This window comes from Nocardia acididurans (genome assembly GCF_016741815.1).
In the GTDB taxonomy this organism is placed as follows: domain Bacteria; phylum Actinomycetota; class Actinomycetes; order Mycobacteriales; family Mycobacteriaceae; genus Nocardia; species Nocardia acididurans.
The window spans coordinates 54,441-69,149 of record NZ_JAERRJ010000009.1 but is presented as its reverse complement, the minus strand read 5'-3'; the positions used below and the strand labels follow the sequence as shown (position 1 = coordinate 69,149).

Below are 14,709 nucleotides of genomic sequence, written 5' to 3'. Positions count from 1 at the left end.
CTCCTTAAACAGATGCCTGGGCGGGCTGGTCGGGGGTGGTCGGGTGGCCGTCCATCGGGACTCCGATGACGACGGGCATGTTGTCGATGAGGCGGGTCGTGCCCACGCGGGCGGCGACCAGCAGGCGGGCATTGCCGCTCGCCTCCACCTCACCGAGATCGGAGCGGCGCAGGGCCACATAGTCGAGTTCGATGGCGGGCGCGGTCCGCAGCACCTCGTGCGCGGCGTTCAGCACCGCGTCCGGGCCGAGCCCGGCGACATGGCGGCCCGCGACGAGCGCCGCCGACAGGGTGGCGGCCAGCTCGCGCTGCTCCGCGTCCAGGAAGCGGTTGCGCGAGGACAGGGCCAGGCCGTCCGGCTCGCGGACGGTGGCGACCGGGACGATCCTCAGATCGAAGTTCAGGTCGCGGACCATCTGCCGGATGAGGGTCAGCTGCTGGTAGTCCTTCTCGCCGAAGAACGCCTCGTGCGGGCGGCAGATCTGGAACAGCTTCGCCACCACGGTGAGCACGCCCGCGAAATGGCCGGGGCGGACCGCGCCTTCGAGTTCGTCGCCGAGCGGGCCGGGCTGCACGGTGGTGCGGGGGCCGTCCGGGTACATGTCGTTGGCGCTCGGCGCGAAGACCAGCTCCACGCCCTCGGCGCGCAGCAGTTCCACATCGGCGTCGAGGGTGCGGGGGTACTTGTCCAGATCCTCGTTCGCGCCGAACTGCAGCGGGTTCACGAAGATCGAGACCACGATGACCTGATTGTGGCGCTTGGCCTCCCGCACCAGCTGCAGATGGCCCTCGTGCAGGGCGCCCATGGTGGGCACCAGCGCGACCTTGCGGCCGACCGCGCGCAGGGCGTCCACGACCTTGGTGACCACGGCCGGATCGTGCAGCACCGTCAACTCACCGCGCTTGTAGGTGCCACGAAGCTTCGGGTCCATCAGTGTCCTTTCTCGGGCTGATCGGGGTCCTCCGTGGTTACGCTCCGCTGCCGCCTCCGGACCTGACCGCTCACCCCGGGTCCTTCCAGGAGGTGGATCAGATCAGGATTGGTGCGAGCCCGCTCGGCGCTGCGCAGGGAGAGCGCGCGGTATCCGGCGGCCAGTTTCGGATCGAGGGATTCGAGCGAATTCAGATGCGCGGCAACGGCGGCCACATCGCCGCGCGCCACCGGACCGGTCAGCGCGGCCGGGCCGCGGCGCAGGGCATTGTCGAGGGCGGCCGAGGCGAGCGGGGCCAGCATGCGTTCGGCCAGGCCGTTGGGCTGATCGTCCACCACCTGCTGACCCATCAGACCCGGGCCGGCGAGGGCGGCGCGCAGGGCTTCCACCGCGTCCACGATCAGCGTGACCAGGTGATTGCTGCCGTGCGCGAGGGCCGCGTGGTAGAGGGTGCGATGCTCCTCGGTCACCTTCACCGGTTCGCCGCCCATCTCGATCACCAGCGATTGCGCGATGGCGTAACCGATCTCGTCGGCGGCGGTGATGCCGAAGCAGGCGTTCGCCAGGCGGGCCACATCCTCGTCGTGGCCGGTGAACGTCATGGCCGGATGGATCGCCAGCGGCAGCACGCCGAGTTCGGTGAGCGGCGCGAGAACGCCGACGCCGTTCGCGCCCGAGGTGTGCGCCACGATCGTGCCCGGACGCACCGCGCCCGAGGAGGCCAGACCCGAGATCAGCCCGGCCAGTTCGCTGTCCGGCACCGCGAGGATCAGCAGCTCGCTGCGCGCGGCCACCTCTTCGGCGGGCAGGATTCGCGAATCGGGAAGCCGGGTCTCGGCACGGCGCACCGACGCGTCCGAAATCGCGGAAACGCCGAATACGACATGCCCGGCACGTTCGAGTGCCACACCCAGAGCGGATCCGACGCGTCCCGCCGAGACGATTCCCACCGTCAGTCGTGCAGGCGCAGGGTCGGTTCCGCAGACATCCTTGTCCGAGGTCACCCTTGTCCTCTCGAAAGTCGTTCCAGTCCCGCGTGGCGGGTACCGGACGTTACCGCCCGAGAATATCCGGCCCGATTCGCCTGGGCCACGCTCTGTGGGATGAACCACTCGCGGCGTGCACCGCACCGCACGCCGAGACGACGCGAGTTCGAGCTCCCCGCTCAGCTCAGTTGCCGGACTCCGAGCGGAGGTTGGCCATGATCTCGGCCACCGAGAGGCGGGGCGCCGAGGCGTCGGTGTCCTCGTCGGCGCGGCGGCGCCGGCGGGCGCTGGCGGTGCCCATGGGGGTGGACGTGCCCGGCACTGGGCTCGGGGTCGCCTCGGGGTGGGGCTTGCCGTTGCCGTTCGCGCTGTTGCCGTTGGCGGCGGGGGTGCGGGGGACCTCGGGTTCGGTGGGGGTGTTGCCGGCGGGGATCTCCGATTCGAACCAGGGGACCTCGGTGAGGGGTTCCTGGGTGGCGGCCGGCTCGGGGTCGGCGCGATATTCGTGGCGGACTTCGACGCGTTCGGTCTTCTCGACGATCTCCGTCACGACGATGGCGGTTTCGGCGGTGACCGGGTCGTCATAGGGGGTGGCGAAGACGGGGGGCTCGGGGTGGCCGTCATCGAAGACGGGGGTCACCCGGCTGCGGACCTCGTCGTGGGACGGGGAAGCCCAGGGATCCCAGGGTTCGCCGGAGTCGGCGTCGGGCCAGTTACCGTTCGCCGCGCGGGCGGCGGCGGGGATGTCGCGGGCCGGAAGTTCTTGGACGCGAACGGCATCCGCGTGCAGGGCGGGGCGGTCGAACGGCAGGTCGCCGTCGAAGAGTCGCTGCAGGCTTTCGCGGAGGACGGTGAGTTCGGCGCGCAGGGCCGCCATTTCCTCGGCGTCGGCGCCGATTTCCTTGCGGACGCGCGCTTCCACGCCGAGTTCGTATTCGCGGCGGGCAGCAACCTCGCGTTCCAGCTGGAGTTGGTAGACCTTTTGCAGGTCGCCCACTTTCGCTTTGTCTATGGCCGACTCCCTGCGAAAACGGGTCGCGGCCAGGGCTCCGATAACGGCCGCCCACAGCGCCGCCACCAGCCCGACGCGCACCATTTGCACGTTGTCGCTGAAGACCAGAAAAATACTGGCTACCAGACCGAGAAGAAGCAGCACGCCGGTGAAGAACTTTCCCGCGTCCTCCCGCCGTCGACGGGAAGCACTGCTACGGGAGGGTGAAACCATGTCAGCCAGCGTAGCGTGATCTCCGGACTATGGCCTTCACCTTGGGAGTGATCACGGCGAATCCGTTAGCTAGGAAGTAGCTGCCTCATCGGGCGGATCAATCGGCGCCCGGCAGCAATATTCCAGCCACAATGCCGCCGCCACCAACGCCAGCCCCGCGATCAACCCCACCACCGCACCCGGCGTATCCGCGGCCGCCGCACTCAGATCCGAGCGCCGCGGCAGCAGCCACACCAGGAACCCCAGCCAGATACCGCCGACCAGCGACCCCACCTGCGCCGACGCCTTGGCCAGCGCCACCGCCCGCGCGGCCGTGATCGGATGCAACTGCCGGGAGCTGTCCCCGATCCCCCGGTTCTCCACGCGCGCGCGAATCACGAAGGCGAGCACCACCTCCAGCACCGCCACCGGCAGCAGCGACGCCCCGGAGAACACCGAGATCGGCGGGAAACTCGAATACGCCGCATTGGTGGCGACCCACGCCACGAACGCGGCCAGCAGCACGTTCAGGCACAGGTCCAGCACCCGGGTCGGCTTCACGACACCCAGCCCAGGGTGAACTCGGTGCGCCGCACGCCCGCCACCTCGGCGGCATCCAGCGCGGCCAGGAATTCGCCGATCGGGCGGCTCGCACCGGCCACCTCGAGGACCGCGTCCGGCTCCACCTCCAGCCACGGCACCAGCACGAACGCCCGGTTGTGCGCCTGCGGATGCGGCAGCGTCAGGGTCGGATCGGCACTGCGCACCGCCACCCGCCCGGTACCGCGCGCCTGCATCGCCTGCACCACGTCGACATCGAGAGTTCTTGCGCCCCAGCGAATTTCCCGCACCCGCTCGGCGGCCTGCTCCAGCTGCTGACCGAGTTTCAGCCAGTCGCTGGGCTCCAGGCCCGGATCGTCGGCGACGAGGACCGCGTTCAGGTAGTCCTGCTGCGGCACGCCACCCCACGGCGGCGTCGAATACACCGACGACACCGCCCGCAGGCGCGGACCCAGCGCCTGCACCACACTGCGCAGATGTGCGAGCCGATCGCCGAGATTGGATCCGATCGACAGGACTACCCGACTCACCTACTCCTCCGGTTCGCGACGACGGGACGTGACCACGCGGACATCTTCGAAGGTATGCGGAATCGGCGCGGAAGGCTTGTGCAGCACCACTTCCACGGCGTCGACCCGCAGGTCGGTCATGATCTCGTCGGCGATCTCGGACACCACGGTCTCGATCAGATTCCGCGGTTCCCCGGACACGATGCGCACGACCTCGTCGGCCAGCTCGCCGTAGTGGACGGTGTCGGCGATGTCATCGGATTTCGCGGCCGCGGCGAAGTTCGTCCACAGCGTCACGTCGACCACGAATTCCTGGCCGTCGCGTTTCTCGAAGTCGAAGACGCCGTGATGGCCGAAGATGCGCAGGCCGCGCAGTTCGATGCGGTCGGTGCTCATCGGCGGGCTCCCTGTCGATCGTCCGAGGACTTCTCGCGCCGGCGCGCGGCGGCCCGCAGGCTCGCATCGGCCACGGCGATGGCGTCCAGGGAGGCGCGCACATCGTGCACGCGGACACCCCAGGCGCCGTGCTCGGCGGCGAGCGCGGAGATGGTGGCCGTGGCGGTCTCGCGGCCGCCGGGCGGGCGCGGACCGTCGGCGTCGCTCAGCAGCGACCCCAGGAACCGCTTGCGCGAGGCCCCGATCAGGATGGGCAGCCCCGCGTTCCGCAGCGCGGAGTCGCCGTAGAACAGTCCGGCCAGCAGCTCCCAGTTGTGCTCGGCGTTCTTGGCGAAGCCGAGCCCGGGATCGAGGATCAGGTTGTCGTATTCGACACCGCCCGCCATGGCCAGCTCCACCTGCACGCGCAGCTCGGCCCACACCTCATCCACGACATCGTCGTAGTTTTCGGCCGCGCCCAGGTGCCGGAAGTCGGCGTCCGCGCGCCAGTGCATGAGAATCCACGGAACCCGTGCCGCGGCAACAACTTTCACCATATCGGCGTCGGCGCGGCCGCCGGACACGTCGTTGACCATGGTCACGCCCGCCGCCAGCGCCGCCTCGGCGACGCTCGCCCGCATGGTGTCCACACTGGTCGGCACGCCCGCCGCCGCGAGCTCCCGGATCACCGGAACCACCCGCGCCGCTTCGATTTCCGGGTCCACCCGCGCCGCACCGGGCCGCGTGGACTCACCGCCCACATCGACGATATCCGCGCCCATGGCGTACAGCTCCAACCCGTGCGCCACCGCCAGACTCGGATCCAGATACCGCCCCCCGTCGGAAAACGAGTCACTGGTGACGTTCACAACCCCCATCACCACGCAGGAGCGCCCCCCGCGCGGCTGCAGCAGGCGTGAAGTCACCGCTCCCCCCGACCCAGCCCCCGCAGGTTCGCGGCCCGCCCCGATTCTGGACTGACGGAGCGGGGGAGCGAAGCGGAGGAGCGGAGGAGGGAAGAATCGGGGTAACAGGGCCGCGAACCCGTCCGGAGCGAAGCGGAGGACAAATTGAACACAGTCACTTCCGGAGGATGAGGTCCAGGGCCTCGGCGCGCGAGGCGGCGTTCGTCTGCAGCAGGCCGCGCACCGCCGAGGTGGTGGTGCTCGCGCCGGGCTTGCGGATGCCGCGCATGGCCATGCATAGATGTTCGGCCTCGACGACGACGATGGCGCCGCGCGGGTCGAGCTTCTTCATGACGGCGTCGGCGATCTGCGAGGTGAGGCGTTCCTGCACCTGCGGGCGCTTGGCGTAGAGGTCGACCAGGCGGGCCAGTTTGGACAGGCCGGTGACGCGGCCGTGCGGGCCGGGGATGTAGCCGACGTGCGCGACGCCGTGGAAGGCCACCAGGTGGTGTTCACAGGTGGAGTACATCGGGATGTCGCGGACCAGGACGAGTTCCTGATGCCCCTCGTCGAAGGTGGTGTTGAGCACCTCCGAGGGGTCGGTGTAGAGACCCGCGAACATTTCCTTGTAGGCCCGCGCGACGCGGGCCGGGGTATCGGCGAGCCCGGGACGATCCGGGTTCTCGCCGACCGCGAGCAGCAGTTCCCGCACGGCGGCTTCGGCACGCTCCTGATCGAACGGCCGACCGGTGTCGAGCGCGATCGGGCCGGAGACGACACGGTTGTTGGCCGACAAGCGACACCTCCTTGTTGAATTGCCGCACCGTCGGGCGGCATTCGCGGCCGCCGAAAACCCGGTCCGCCCGGCCTCGAAACGCTCAGGCATCCCGAGGTCGAGCCGGACCGAGCCGGGCCGCGAACCGTCTTGCTGTCGCGACGGTGGAACCGTCACGGTCCACTGGCCCGAATGGCTCGGATCGCGAACCCTATGAGGGTATCCGGACCGTGGTCAGCGGCGACCGTTCGGTCCGTCCCAGTCGTTCTTGTCGTCGTCGCCGTGCGCCGGGTCGGGCTGCTGGGCGGGCTGACCGTAGTCCGGCTGCTGGCCGTACTCCGGCGGCTGCTGGTAGCGGGAACCGCCACCGGGAGCCCACCCGCCGTACGCCGGACGCTGACCACCCTGGGTGGGGGCGGGCTGCTCGTCGTCCTGCGGCGGCCAGCCCGGAGCGGACCAGCCGGCGGGAGCGCCGTAGTCGGGACGCGAACCGTGCGTGCCCCCGCGCTGCGGGTAACCGCCGCCCGAGGACGGCACCGGGTAGCCCGCGGGCGCGGGCGCCGGGTAGCCGTAGCCGGGCTGCGGGGCGGCGTAACCGGGATCCGGGCTGCCGTAGCCGCCGTTGGCGGGTGCGGGCTGCGCGGCGCGCACCGGACGCACCGGCTCCTCCGGCCACGGCTCACCGCGTTCGGCGGCCAGTTCGCGCGGCGTCTTCACCGGCGGGCGGTCGGACGGCACGCGATCACCGAAATCGTTGAAAGCCGTGATGCGCGGGCGCTTTTCGACGGTCGCGAGAACCTGCTCGAGTTCCTTGCGGTGCAGGGTCTCCTTCTCGAGCAGCGCGGTGGCGAGGGCGTCGAGTTCGTCGCGGTACTCGTTGAGCACCGACCACGCCTCGGTGTGCGCGGCCTCGATGAGGTTGCGCACCTCCTCGTCGATCTCGCGGGCGACCTCGTGCGAGTAGTCCGAGCTCATGCCCATGGAGCGGCCCAGGAACGGGTCGCCCTGCTCCTGGCCGTAGCGCACCGCGCCGAGGCGGGCGCTCATGCCGTATTCGGTGACCATGGCGCGCGCGGTCTTGGTGGCCTGGTCGATATCGGAGGACGCGCCGGTGGTGGGCTCGTGGAAGACGAGCTCCTCGGCGGCACGGCCGCCCATCGCGAAGACCAGGCGCGCAATCATTTCCGAGCGCGTCATCAGGCCCTTGTCGTCCTCGGGCACGGTCATGGCGTGACCGCCGGTGCGGCCGCGCGCCAGGATGGTGACCTTGTAGACGGGCTCGATATCCGGCATCGCCCAGGCGGCCAGGGTGTGGCCGGCCTCGTGATAGGCGGTGATCTTCTTCTCGTGCTCGCTGATGATGCGGGACTTGCGCCGGGGGCCGCCGATGACGCGGTCGACCGACTCTTCAAGGGCCGCACCGGTAATCACGGTGCCGTGCTCACGCGCGGTGAGCAGTGCGGCCTCGTTGATGACATTGGCGAGGTCCGCGCCGGACATGCCGACGGTGCGCTTGGCCAGACCCTCGAGGTCGGCGTCGGGCGCGATCGGCTTGCCCTTGGAGTGCACCTGCAGGATCGAGCGGCGACCCGCGAGATCCGGGTTGCCCACGGGGATCTGCCGGTCGAAACGACCCGGGCGCAGCAGCGCGGGATCGAGGATGTCGGGCCGGTTGGTGGCCGCGATGATGATGACGCCGGTGCGCTCACCGAAGCCGTCCATCTCGACGAGCAGCTGGTTCAGCGTCTGCTCACGCTCGTCGTGGCCGCCGCCGAGGCCCGCGCCGCGCTGGCGGCCGACCGCGTCGATCTCGTCCACGAAGATGATGCAGGGGCTGTTCTGCTTGGCCTGGTCGAACAGGTCGCGGACGCGGGACGCGCCGACACCCACGAACATCTCGACGAAGTCGGAACCGGAGATGGTGAAGAACGGCACCCCGGCCTCACCGGCGACGGCACGCGCGAGCAGCGTCTTACCGGTGCCGGGCGGGCCGTACAGGAGAACGCCCTTCGGGATCTTCGCGCCCAATTGCTGGTAGCGCGAAGGGTTCTGGAGGAAGTCCTTGATCTCGTACAGCTCTTCGACGGCCTCGTCCGCGCCCGCCACATCGGCGAAGGTGGTCTTGGGCATGTCCTTGGACAGCTGCTTGGCCTTCGACTTGCCGAAGCCCATCATGCCGCCGCGGCCGCCGCCCTGCATGCGGGCCATGACGAAGATGAACAGACCCAGCAGAATGATCATGGGCAGCATGAAGAGCAGGATCTGGCTGAGCCAGGAATCCTGTTTCACGCTGGTGTTGACCTTCGCGCCGGTGGCGTTCGCGGCATTGAAGATCTCCTGCGAGATCTCGCCGCCCCCGGGGTATTTGGCCAGGATCTGAGTTTTGCCGTCGGTTGCGTCGTTCCCGTTGTTCAGGGTGATACGCAGCTGCTGTTCTTTGTCGTCGATCTGAACAGACTTGACATTGGACTTGTCCTGGAGCTGGGAGAGCGCCACCGACGTGTCGACCTTCTGCCAGCCGCGCGTGTCATCACTGAAGATGCTGACCAGATAGATCACGAGGAGGAACCCCGCGACTATCGCCAGGTTGCGGAACACAGTCTTGCGGTTCATAGAGCGTCGGCCGGCGGGCCAGTCCTTTCCGGGGGGTGTGTCCGGGTCCTTCAACAGCAGAGCATGCCTGCGATGCTTGGTGGCGCGCCCGTTCCGGCGAACGGATGCGGACAAGCCACGTTACCCCGTAGGGTCGAGTCGTTACATCGCGCAGTTCAGCAGTTAATGCAGTTCGACAGGTAAACGGCTGGAGAACGCGGGTGGTTCCCCGACCATCTGCGGCAACACGTCGGGACGATCACCCCCTGGTGTCGGACCGAGTGGTCACAATCATGGCATGGTCGTTCCATCGTGAGGGACGACACAACAGAGCGCAGGGGGTATGGACATAGTCGAGCTACGGACACCCACAGCGATTGTGCGTCATGGCAACGGGCGGTTGACGGTGCTGCGGCCCGGAACGGACGGCGAGCGCGTACTCGACGTGCCGGTCGCCGAGCTTCTCAAGGTGCGGTTGAACCGGCGCGCCGATGACGCGGTCGTCATCGAGATCTATCTCCGCTATCCCACCCCGGTGCTCACCGGCGTTCCCGCCGACCGGACCCCGCTGCCCGTCCTGATCGCCGAGCACGACGTGCCCGCCGCGACGGTCATCGTCGAGCGGATCAACAGCCAGATCCTGGCCACGCAGCGGCTCGATGTCGCATCCCCGGATCTGACCCCGCCCACCCCGTCCTGGGGTCGTACCGGTCCCACCCGCGCCGACGTGGATCGGGCCCTGCGGCGGATGACCCCGCGCCGGGATTCGAAAACGGCTGTGGCGGCACTGCATCGGTATGTCACGCCGGAGGAGTACGTGCTGGAGACCGCGGTGGTCACCGCGCGGCCCCCGGCCGCCAAGGGCACGGGCGTACTGGCCGTCACCACCACGCGGTTGATCTTCGTGTCGCTGGGTTCGACCAAGCGTTTCGCACACGAGCTACCCGTGGCGGCGCTGCTGTGGGCCCGCACCACCGACGAATCCGGTTTGGCCCCGGGCGAATACGGCGTCGAGGTCAACGACGGTAATCAGACCTGGTACTTCACCGGTGAGGATCGCACCGATATCGACCGGATCGCGGGCGGACTGAATTTCGCCATTCAACGCGAATCCGCCGATGGCGCGGCCGGTCCCGCGGATCCGGGCGTGGCGAAGCTCTACGCGGAGTGGGAACTGCTCGTCGAGCGGCATTCACTCGGCATGGTCGACGACGCGCAATTCCAGCGGTACGGGCGCGGAATTCTCCGGTCCCTGCCGGACTGAGGTCAGCGGCGCGGACCGGACCGAGGTCAGGGGCGCGCAGCCCCCGTACCCCCGGCAGGACCGGTTTGCCGGTGCCCGCCGGAGACGAGTTTTCGATGCCCGTCGTTTTCGATGCCCGCGGCGAGAGATTCAGCCCTCGGCCGGTTCCTCTTCTTTGGGCTGCAGGTCGATTCGACGCCACGGACTGGTCGGCCGAGTCCACAGGCGCAGCAGTTCCATCCGCCGATCGACGCCGCCGGACTTGAGTTCGGCGAGGTCCTCGCAGGCCTGCCAGTAGGTCCAGCCGGCGAGGTAGGCGTCACCGAACTGCCGCCAATTGCGGTACTTGCGCTGCGCGGGCGGCAGGGCCCGCATGAGGTAGTCCCAGGCCACATCGGCCTCGAGGTATCCGGCGGTATAGGCCATGCGGGCCACCGCGACCACGCGGGCGAGATCCCACGCCTGGATGTCGGTGGGCAGCGGACGCACCAGATGTTCGGTGAGCCCCAGCTTGATGGCCTGCGACCAGATGTCGTAATCACGCACCAGCGCTTCGGGATTCTCCATACCGCGGAACGACCCGACCTGACGCAGGAACGCCCGGTGCCGGTCGGCGCGTTCGCCGAACCGATCCCGTTCAGGGGAGTTGATGGCCGCCATGACGAGCGGGTGCACCAGCGCGTACAGCGGCCCGTGCATGCCCTCCAGCAATTGCTCCATGGATGCCATGGCCTCGGTGCCGTCGGTGATCCCCCACGCCCCGGTCAGCGTATCGATGGCGAGCTCACGGCGATCCCCGAGCGGATGCTCCCGCTCCGGCCCGAGCAGCAGCGCGTCGTGGAAGGCATCCCACCGCGCGGAATAGAAACCGCCGAGCGATAGCGCGCGCAGCTCTTCATCGGAAACCTGCGCGCCGGACCAGTGGTCGTCCTCGCGTTGGTCGAGCTCCGGGTAGGGGAAGGTCGTCAGCGTCGGAACGTCGCGGGCTGGCATACCACGATTGTGTCCCAACTCTGTTTAATTTGCCTCCGCTTCGCTCCGGCGGGTTCGCAGCCCTGTTACCTCGATTCTTCCCTCCTCCGCTCCTCCGCTTCGCTCCCCCGCTCCGTCAGTCCAGAATCGAGGCGGGCTGCGAACTTGAATGTCGGGGATTTATGGGTTGCTGGGGTGGTACTGGGGGGCTCTCGGGGCGGTGGCGGATTTTCGCCCTGTCACGCAAGGAAACTGGACGCTACCCTCTGCTGGCATGGGTAGGAACATCCATGTTCTGCGGGGGTTGAATCCTCCGGCTACAGAGCAGGAAATCTTTGCGGCCGCACAGGAATACGTGCGGACGATCGGTGGAGTGTCGGGGCTGACCACGAACACGAAGGCGGCGGTGGACAAGGCGGTGGCCGTTATCGCGGCCGCGACCACGGAATTACTGGCGGAGTTGCCGCAGCGCGGACTGCCCGCGCCGCCCGAGCCGCCGGAGCGGCGGGGGATCAGGGAAGTTCCGGACGCGAGCTGAGTTACGGCCTACACGCCGTAGACGGCCACACAGTCGAGCGCGATTTCCAGGCGGGCGCCGCGGTGGTCGATGGAGTGATCGAGTAGTTCTTCTATGCGCTGAATTCGGTATCGCACGGTGTTCTTGTGGACGCCTAGGGTTTTCGCGGCGGTGTCCGGACTGCGATTGGCGCGCAGATAGGCGTGCAGGGTTTCCCGCAGGCGGGCGGCCTGCGGGCCGGGGTCCGCGAGGGGACCCAGTTCGCGTTCGACGAGGGCGCGCATGGCGTCCTCGTCGGCGCCGGCCAGGTAGGCCACCTCGACATCGGGGTAGTGCAGGACGCGGGCCGAATTCGGCTGTGCGCGTTCGGCCACCTGGCGGGCGGCCACGGCCTCGCGGTGGCCGCGCCGGAAACCGGTGAGGCCGGGGGCGGGTATGCCCGCGGTGATGCGGACGGGCGCGTCGACGGGCCAGTCGGCGGCGGGCGGGGGCACGGTGTCGTCGGAGACGGCGATCCAGGCCCACAGCGAGCTGGCGCCGGAGGCCACCGTCAGGATGCCGTCACCGTCGACGGCGCTCGCGATGCGGGTGACGACGCGTTCGAACATGTCGGCGGTGTCGCCGTCGGCGCGCGTGGTGATGCCGCCGGGCCAGGCCTGATCCTCGTCGGTCCACAGGACGAGGGCGAGATGTCGTCCGCTCAACCGGTAGCCGAGCCGGGCGGAGGCTTCCTCGATATCGAGGTCGCTGCCGTCCAGCAGGGCGCGCACGATTTCGCTGCGGCGGTTGAGGGCGGCGCGCAGGCCGCGTTCGCGCTCCTCCATGTAGGTGCCGGTGAGCGCCTCCACCGAGGTGCCGACCCAGCGGGTCGAGCGGTCGAAAAGCCGGAGCAGGACGGCCTTTTCGACCTCCTGCGGCAGGCGGCGCTGATCGATGACGGCGCTCATGTAGTCGATGACGGCCTCGTGCCCGAGGCTGTAGATGCGCAGCAGCACGCGCAGGTCGTAGCCGCGCCGGGCGATGGTGCGGGCGAAGGCGTGCGCTTCCTCGGGGACCGGGTAGGCCATGTGGTCCTGGTTGAGGCCGCCGAGCATTTCGAGGGCGTGGGCGCGGGTGCTGGCTTCCAGATCACGGCGCATATCGCGGTCGGCGAGTTCGGGGACGCGGGCGATGATGGCGTTGTCGAGGGTGGTTACCACGTCTTCGAGGCTGTCGGTGCGCAGGGTTTCCGCGACGAAATCGGCGATCCACTGCCGAACCTCCGTAGAATTCGCGGAAAGTGTCATGGCGTCGTCCTCAATTTGTTCCGGGAGCACAAAACCGTCCGGAATACTTGAATTATTGAGCCAAGAATGTCACGAAATCTTGTGCCACGATCATAGTTCGTGAGCTGTCACACAGCTCACGGCCGCAACGTAGCGCACGTGGGAGAGCAATCGTGACGAATACCGAACCCGGGCCCGCCCGGAAGGCCCCTGCCCGGAAGACCGCACCGAAGCGCAAGACCACCCCGGCAGCCGCCAAGGCCGCGCCTGCGAAGGCAGCGGAGGCAGCGCCCGCCGAGACCGTCGAGGCCGCACCGGCCAAGGTCGCCGTGGCCGCGCCGCCCACCGAGTTCGAGGTCCGCAATCCCGCGACGGGTGCGCTCACCGCCACGGTGCCGATCGATTCGGCCGACGAGGTCGCGGCGAAGGTGCGCGAGCTGCGCCTGTTCCAGCCGGAGTGGGAGGCCATCGGTCCCGAGGGCCGCAAGGAGTGGCTGCTCAAGCTGCAGGACTGGCTGATCGACAACACCGATCACCTGGCCGACGTCCTCCAGTCCGAGACCGGCAAGTCGCGCGTCGACTCGCTGATCGACCCCGCGTTCTCGGTGGACCTCACCGGCTACTACGCGCGCCGCGCCGCGAAATTCCTTGCGGACGACCATCCTTCGCCGCACAGCCCGCTCGCCCGGGTGAAGACGCTGACCACCGTGTTCCGCCCGTACCCGGTGGTGGGTGTGATCACGCCGTGGAACTTCCCGCTGGCCATGCCGGTCATCGATGTGATCCCGGCGCTGGCGGCGGGTGCGGCCGTACTGCTGAAACCCTCCGAGGTGACCCCGCTTTCGGCCCTCGAACTGGCGCGCGGCTGGCGTGAGATCGGCGCGCCGCCGGTGTTCGCGGTCGTCACCGGCGCGGGTGAGACCGGCGCGGCCGTGGTGAACAATGTCGACTACGTGCAGTTCACCGGTTCCACCGCCACCGGCCGCCGCATCGCCGCGGCCTGCGTGGAACGCATGATCCCGTACAGCCTGGAGCTCGGCGGCAAGGATCCGGCCATCGTGCTGGCCGACGCCGACCTGGACCGCGCCGCGCACGGTATCGCCTTCGGCGGCATGTTCAACGCGGGTCAGGTGTGCATCTCCGTGGAGCGCGTCTACGTGGAGGCGCCTGTCTACGAAGAGTTCCTGAAGAAGCTGACCGCCGCCGTGAACGAGATCCGGCAGGGCGTGGACGGCCGCGAACCGCGCAACGAGGTCGGCGCGATGGCCAACGAGAACCAGGCCCGCATCGTGGCCGAGCATGTGGAGCAGGCCATCGAGGCGGGCGCGCGCTTGCTCACCGGCGGTAAGCGCACGGGTGTGGGCACGCTGTTCCAGCCGACCGTGCTGGCGGACGTGGATCACTCCATGACCTGTATGACCGAGGAGACCTTCGGTCCGACGCTGCCGGTGATGAAGGTGGCCGATGAGGCGGAAGCCGTTCGGCTGGCCAATGATTCGATCTACGGCCTGTCCGCGTCGGTGTGGTCCGGCGACAAGGATCGCGCGGAACGCATTGCGCGCCAGCTGAATGCGGGCGCGGTGAACATCAACGACGTGTTCTCCAACATGTTCAGCTTCGCGCTGCCCATGGGCGGCTGGGGGCTGTCGGGTGTCGGCGCGCGGTGGGGCGGTCCGAACGGGGTGCGCAAGTACTGCCGTCAGCAGGCCATCACCAAGCCGCTGCTGCCCACGCAGACCAAGGAAATGCTGTGGTTCCCGTACTCCCCCGCCAAGCTGACCTTCGCCATGTCGGCCATGCGGGCGGCGGGTGCGCGCGGTATGCGGCGGCTCGGGTTCCAGGACGTGTACAAGACCATTACCGGGGGTAAGTGA

General features: G+C 68.7%; 14 protein-coding genes. 3 read left to right on the top strand and 11 right to left on the bottom strand.

Features of this window, described 5'->3' with window-relative positions; all coding sequences use genetic code 11:
* Positions 1–4 precede the first annotated feature (4 nt).
* The 9 genes from panC to ftsH all read right to left on the bottom strand — a co-directional run bounded on the left by panC (position 5) and on the right by ftsH (position 8,859).
* Positions 5–931 carry a pantoate--beta-alanine ligase gene (gene panC, locus JK358_RS23440; RefSeq protein ID WP_201950460.1) on the bottom strand — a complete coding sequence of 309 codons (927 nt, stop codon included), beginning with the start codon at positions 929–931 and terminating at the stop codon, positions 5–7.
* Positions 931–1,935 (bottom strand): Rossmann-like and DUF2520 domain-containing protein, encoded by a 1,005-nt coding sequence (locus JK358_RS23435; protein WP_201950455.1) that lies wholly within the window; start codon positions 1,933–1,935, stop codon positions 931–933. Before JK358_RS23435 ends, panC begins: the two co-directional genes overlap by 1 nt.
* Before the next feature lie 166 nt (positions 1,936–2,101).
* Positions 2,102–3,142: a DUF6779 domain-containing protein gene (locus tag JK358_RS23430; protein ID WP_201950452.1), complete on the bottom strand. Its 1,041-nt coding sequence runs from the start codon at positions 3,140–3,142 to the stop codon at positions 2,102–2,104.
* Positions 3,143–3,211: 69 nt separating this feature from the next.
* The gene (locus tag JK358_RS23425) at positions 3,212–3,682 is read right to left on the bottom strand and encodes a DUF3180 domain-containing protein (RefSeq protein ID WP_201950451.1); all 471 of its coding nucleotides are present in this window, start codon (positions 3,680–3,682) and stop codon (positions 3,212–3,214) included.
* Positions 3,679–4,212 carry a 2-amino-4-hydroxy-6-hydroxymethyldihydropteridine diphosphokinase gene (gene folK, locus JK358_RS23420; RefSeq protein WP_201950444.1) on the bottom strand — a complete coding sequence of 178 codons (534 nt, stop codon included), beginning with the start codon at positions 4,210–4,212 and terminating at the stop codon, positions 3,679–3,681. The genes JK358_RS23425 and folK overlap by 4 nt, the downstream gene beginning before the upstream one ends.
* Positions 4,213–4,587: a dihydroneopterin aldolase gene (gene folB / locus JK358_RS23415; RefSeq protein ID WP_201950441.1), complete on the bottom strand. Its 375-nt coding sequence runs from the start codon at positions 4,585–4,587 to the stop codon at positions 4,213–4,215. It abuts the gene before it with no gap.
* Positions 4,584–5,444: a dihydropteroate synthase gene (folP, locus tag JK358_RS23410; protein WP_201951398.1), complete on the bottom strand. Its 861-nt coding sequence runs from the start codon at positions 5,442–5,444 to the stop codon at positions 4,584–4,586. The genes folB and folP overlap by 4 nt, the downstream gene beginning before the upstream one ends.
* Positions 5,445–5,646: 202 nt before the next feature.
* Positions 5,647–6,267, bottom strand: coding sequence for a GTP cyclohydrolase I FolE (gene folE, locus JK358_RS23405; RefSeq protein ID WP_201950437.1), 621 nt, complete (start codon positions 6,265–6,267; stop codon positions 5,647–5,649).
* A gap of 213 nt (positions 6,268–6,480) precedes the next feature.
* Positions 6,481–8,859 (bottom strand): ATP-dependent zinc metalloprotease FtsH, encoded by a 2,379-nt coding sequence (ftsH, locus tag JK358_RS23400; RefSeq protein ID WP_201950436.1) that lies wholly within the window; start codon positions 8,857–8,859, stop codon positions 6,481–6,483.
* 358 nt (positions 8,860–9,217) lie between these two features.
* On the opposite strand from ftsH, the gene JK358_RS23395 reads away from it, so the two are divergent.
* Positions 9,218–10,102, top strand: coding sequence for a hypothetical protein (locus tag JK358_RS23395; RefSeq protein ID WP_307817693.1), 885 nt, complete (start codon positions 9,218–9,220; stop codon positions 10,100–10,102).
* Positions 10,103–10,231: 129 nt separating this feature from the next.
* On the opposite strand, the gene JK358_RS23390 is transcribed toward JK358_RS23395, so the two are convergent.
* Entirely contained in the window at positions 10,232–11,074 is an 843-nt protein-coding gene (locus JK358_RS23390) for a DUF1266 domain-containing protein (RefSeq protein ID WP_201950431.1), read from the bottom strand.
* 148 nt (positions 11,075–11,222) lie between these two features.
* On the opposite strand from JK358_RS23390, the gene JK358_RS23385 reads away from it, so the two are divergent.
* The gene (locus JK358_RS23385; RefSeq protein ID WP_307817692.1) at positions 11,223–11,591 is read left to right on the top strand and encodes a DUF2277 domain-containing protein; all 369 of its coding nucleotides are present in this window, start codon (positions 11,223–11,225) and stop codon (positions 11,589–11,591) included.
* A gap of 8 nt (positions 11,592–11,599) precedes the next feature.
* Here JK358_RS23385 and JK358_RS23380 read toward each other — a convergent pair whose 3' ends face one another.
* Positions 11,600–12,856 (bottom strand): PucR family transcriptional regulator, encoded by a 1,257-nt coding sequence (locus JK358_RS23380; protein ID WP_201950429.1) that lies wholly within the window; start codon positions 12,854–12,856, stop codon positions 11,600–11,602.
* A gap of 308 nt (positions 12,857–13,164) precedes the next feature.
* On the opposite strand from JK358_RS23380, the gene JK358_RS23375 reads away from it, so the two are divergent.
* The gene (locus JK358_RS23375; RefSeq protein ID WP_307817723.1) at positions 13,165–14,709 is read left to right on the top strand and encodes an aldehyde dehydrogenase family protein; all 1,545 of its coding nucleotides are present in this window, start codon (positions 13,165–13,167) and stop codon (positions 14,707–14,709) included.

What these genes read in the sequence shown, in the direction of transcription:
- JK358_RS23380 (WP_201950429.1), bottom strand. Translation starts at nt 12,856, where the DNA reads ATGACACTTTCCGCGAATTCTACGGAGGTTCGGCAGTGGATCGCCGAT.
- ftsH (WP_201950436.1), bottom strand. Translation starts at nt 8,859, where the DNA reads ATGAACCGCAAGACTGTGTTCCGCAACCTGGCGATAGTCGCGGGGTTC.
- JK358_RS23390 (WP_201950431.1), bottom strand. Translation starts at nt 11,074, where the DNA reads ATGCCAGCCCGCGACGTTCCGACGCTGACGACCTTCCCCTACCCGGAG.
- panC (WP_201950460.1), bottom strand. Translation starts at nt 931, where the DNA reads ATGGACCCGAAGCTTCGTGGCACCTACAAGCGCGGTGAGTTGACGGTG.
- folB (WP_201950441.1), bottom strand. Translation starts at nt 4,587, where the DNA reads ATGAGCACCGACCGCATCGAACTGCGCGGCCTGCGCATCTTCGGCCAT.
- JK358_RS23385 (WP_307817692.1), top strand. Translation starts at nt 11,223, where the DNA reads ATGTCGGGGATTTATGGGTTGCTGGGGTGGTACTGGGGGGCTCTCGGG.
- JK358_RS23430 (WP_201950452.1), bottom strand. Translation starts at nt 3,142, where the DNA reads ATGGTTTCACCCTCCCGTAGCAGTGCTTCCCGTCGACGGCGGGAGGAC.
- folP (WP_201951398.1), bottom strand. Translation starts at nt 5,444, where the DNA reads ATGGGGGTTGTGAACGTCACCAGTGACTCGTTTTCCGACGGGGGGCGG.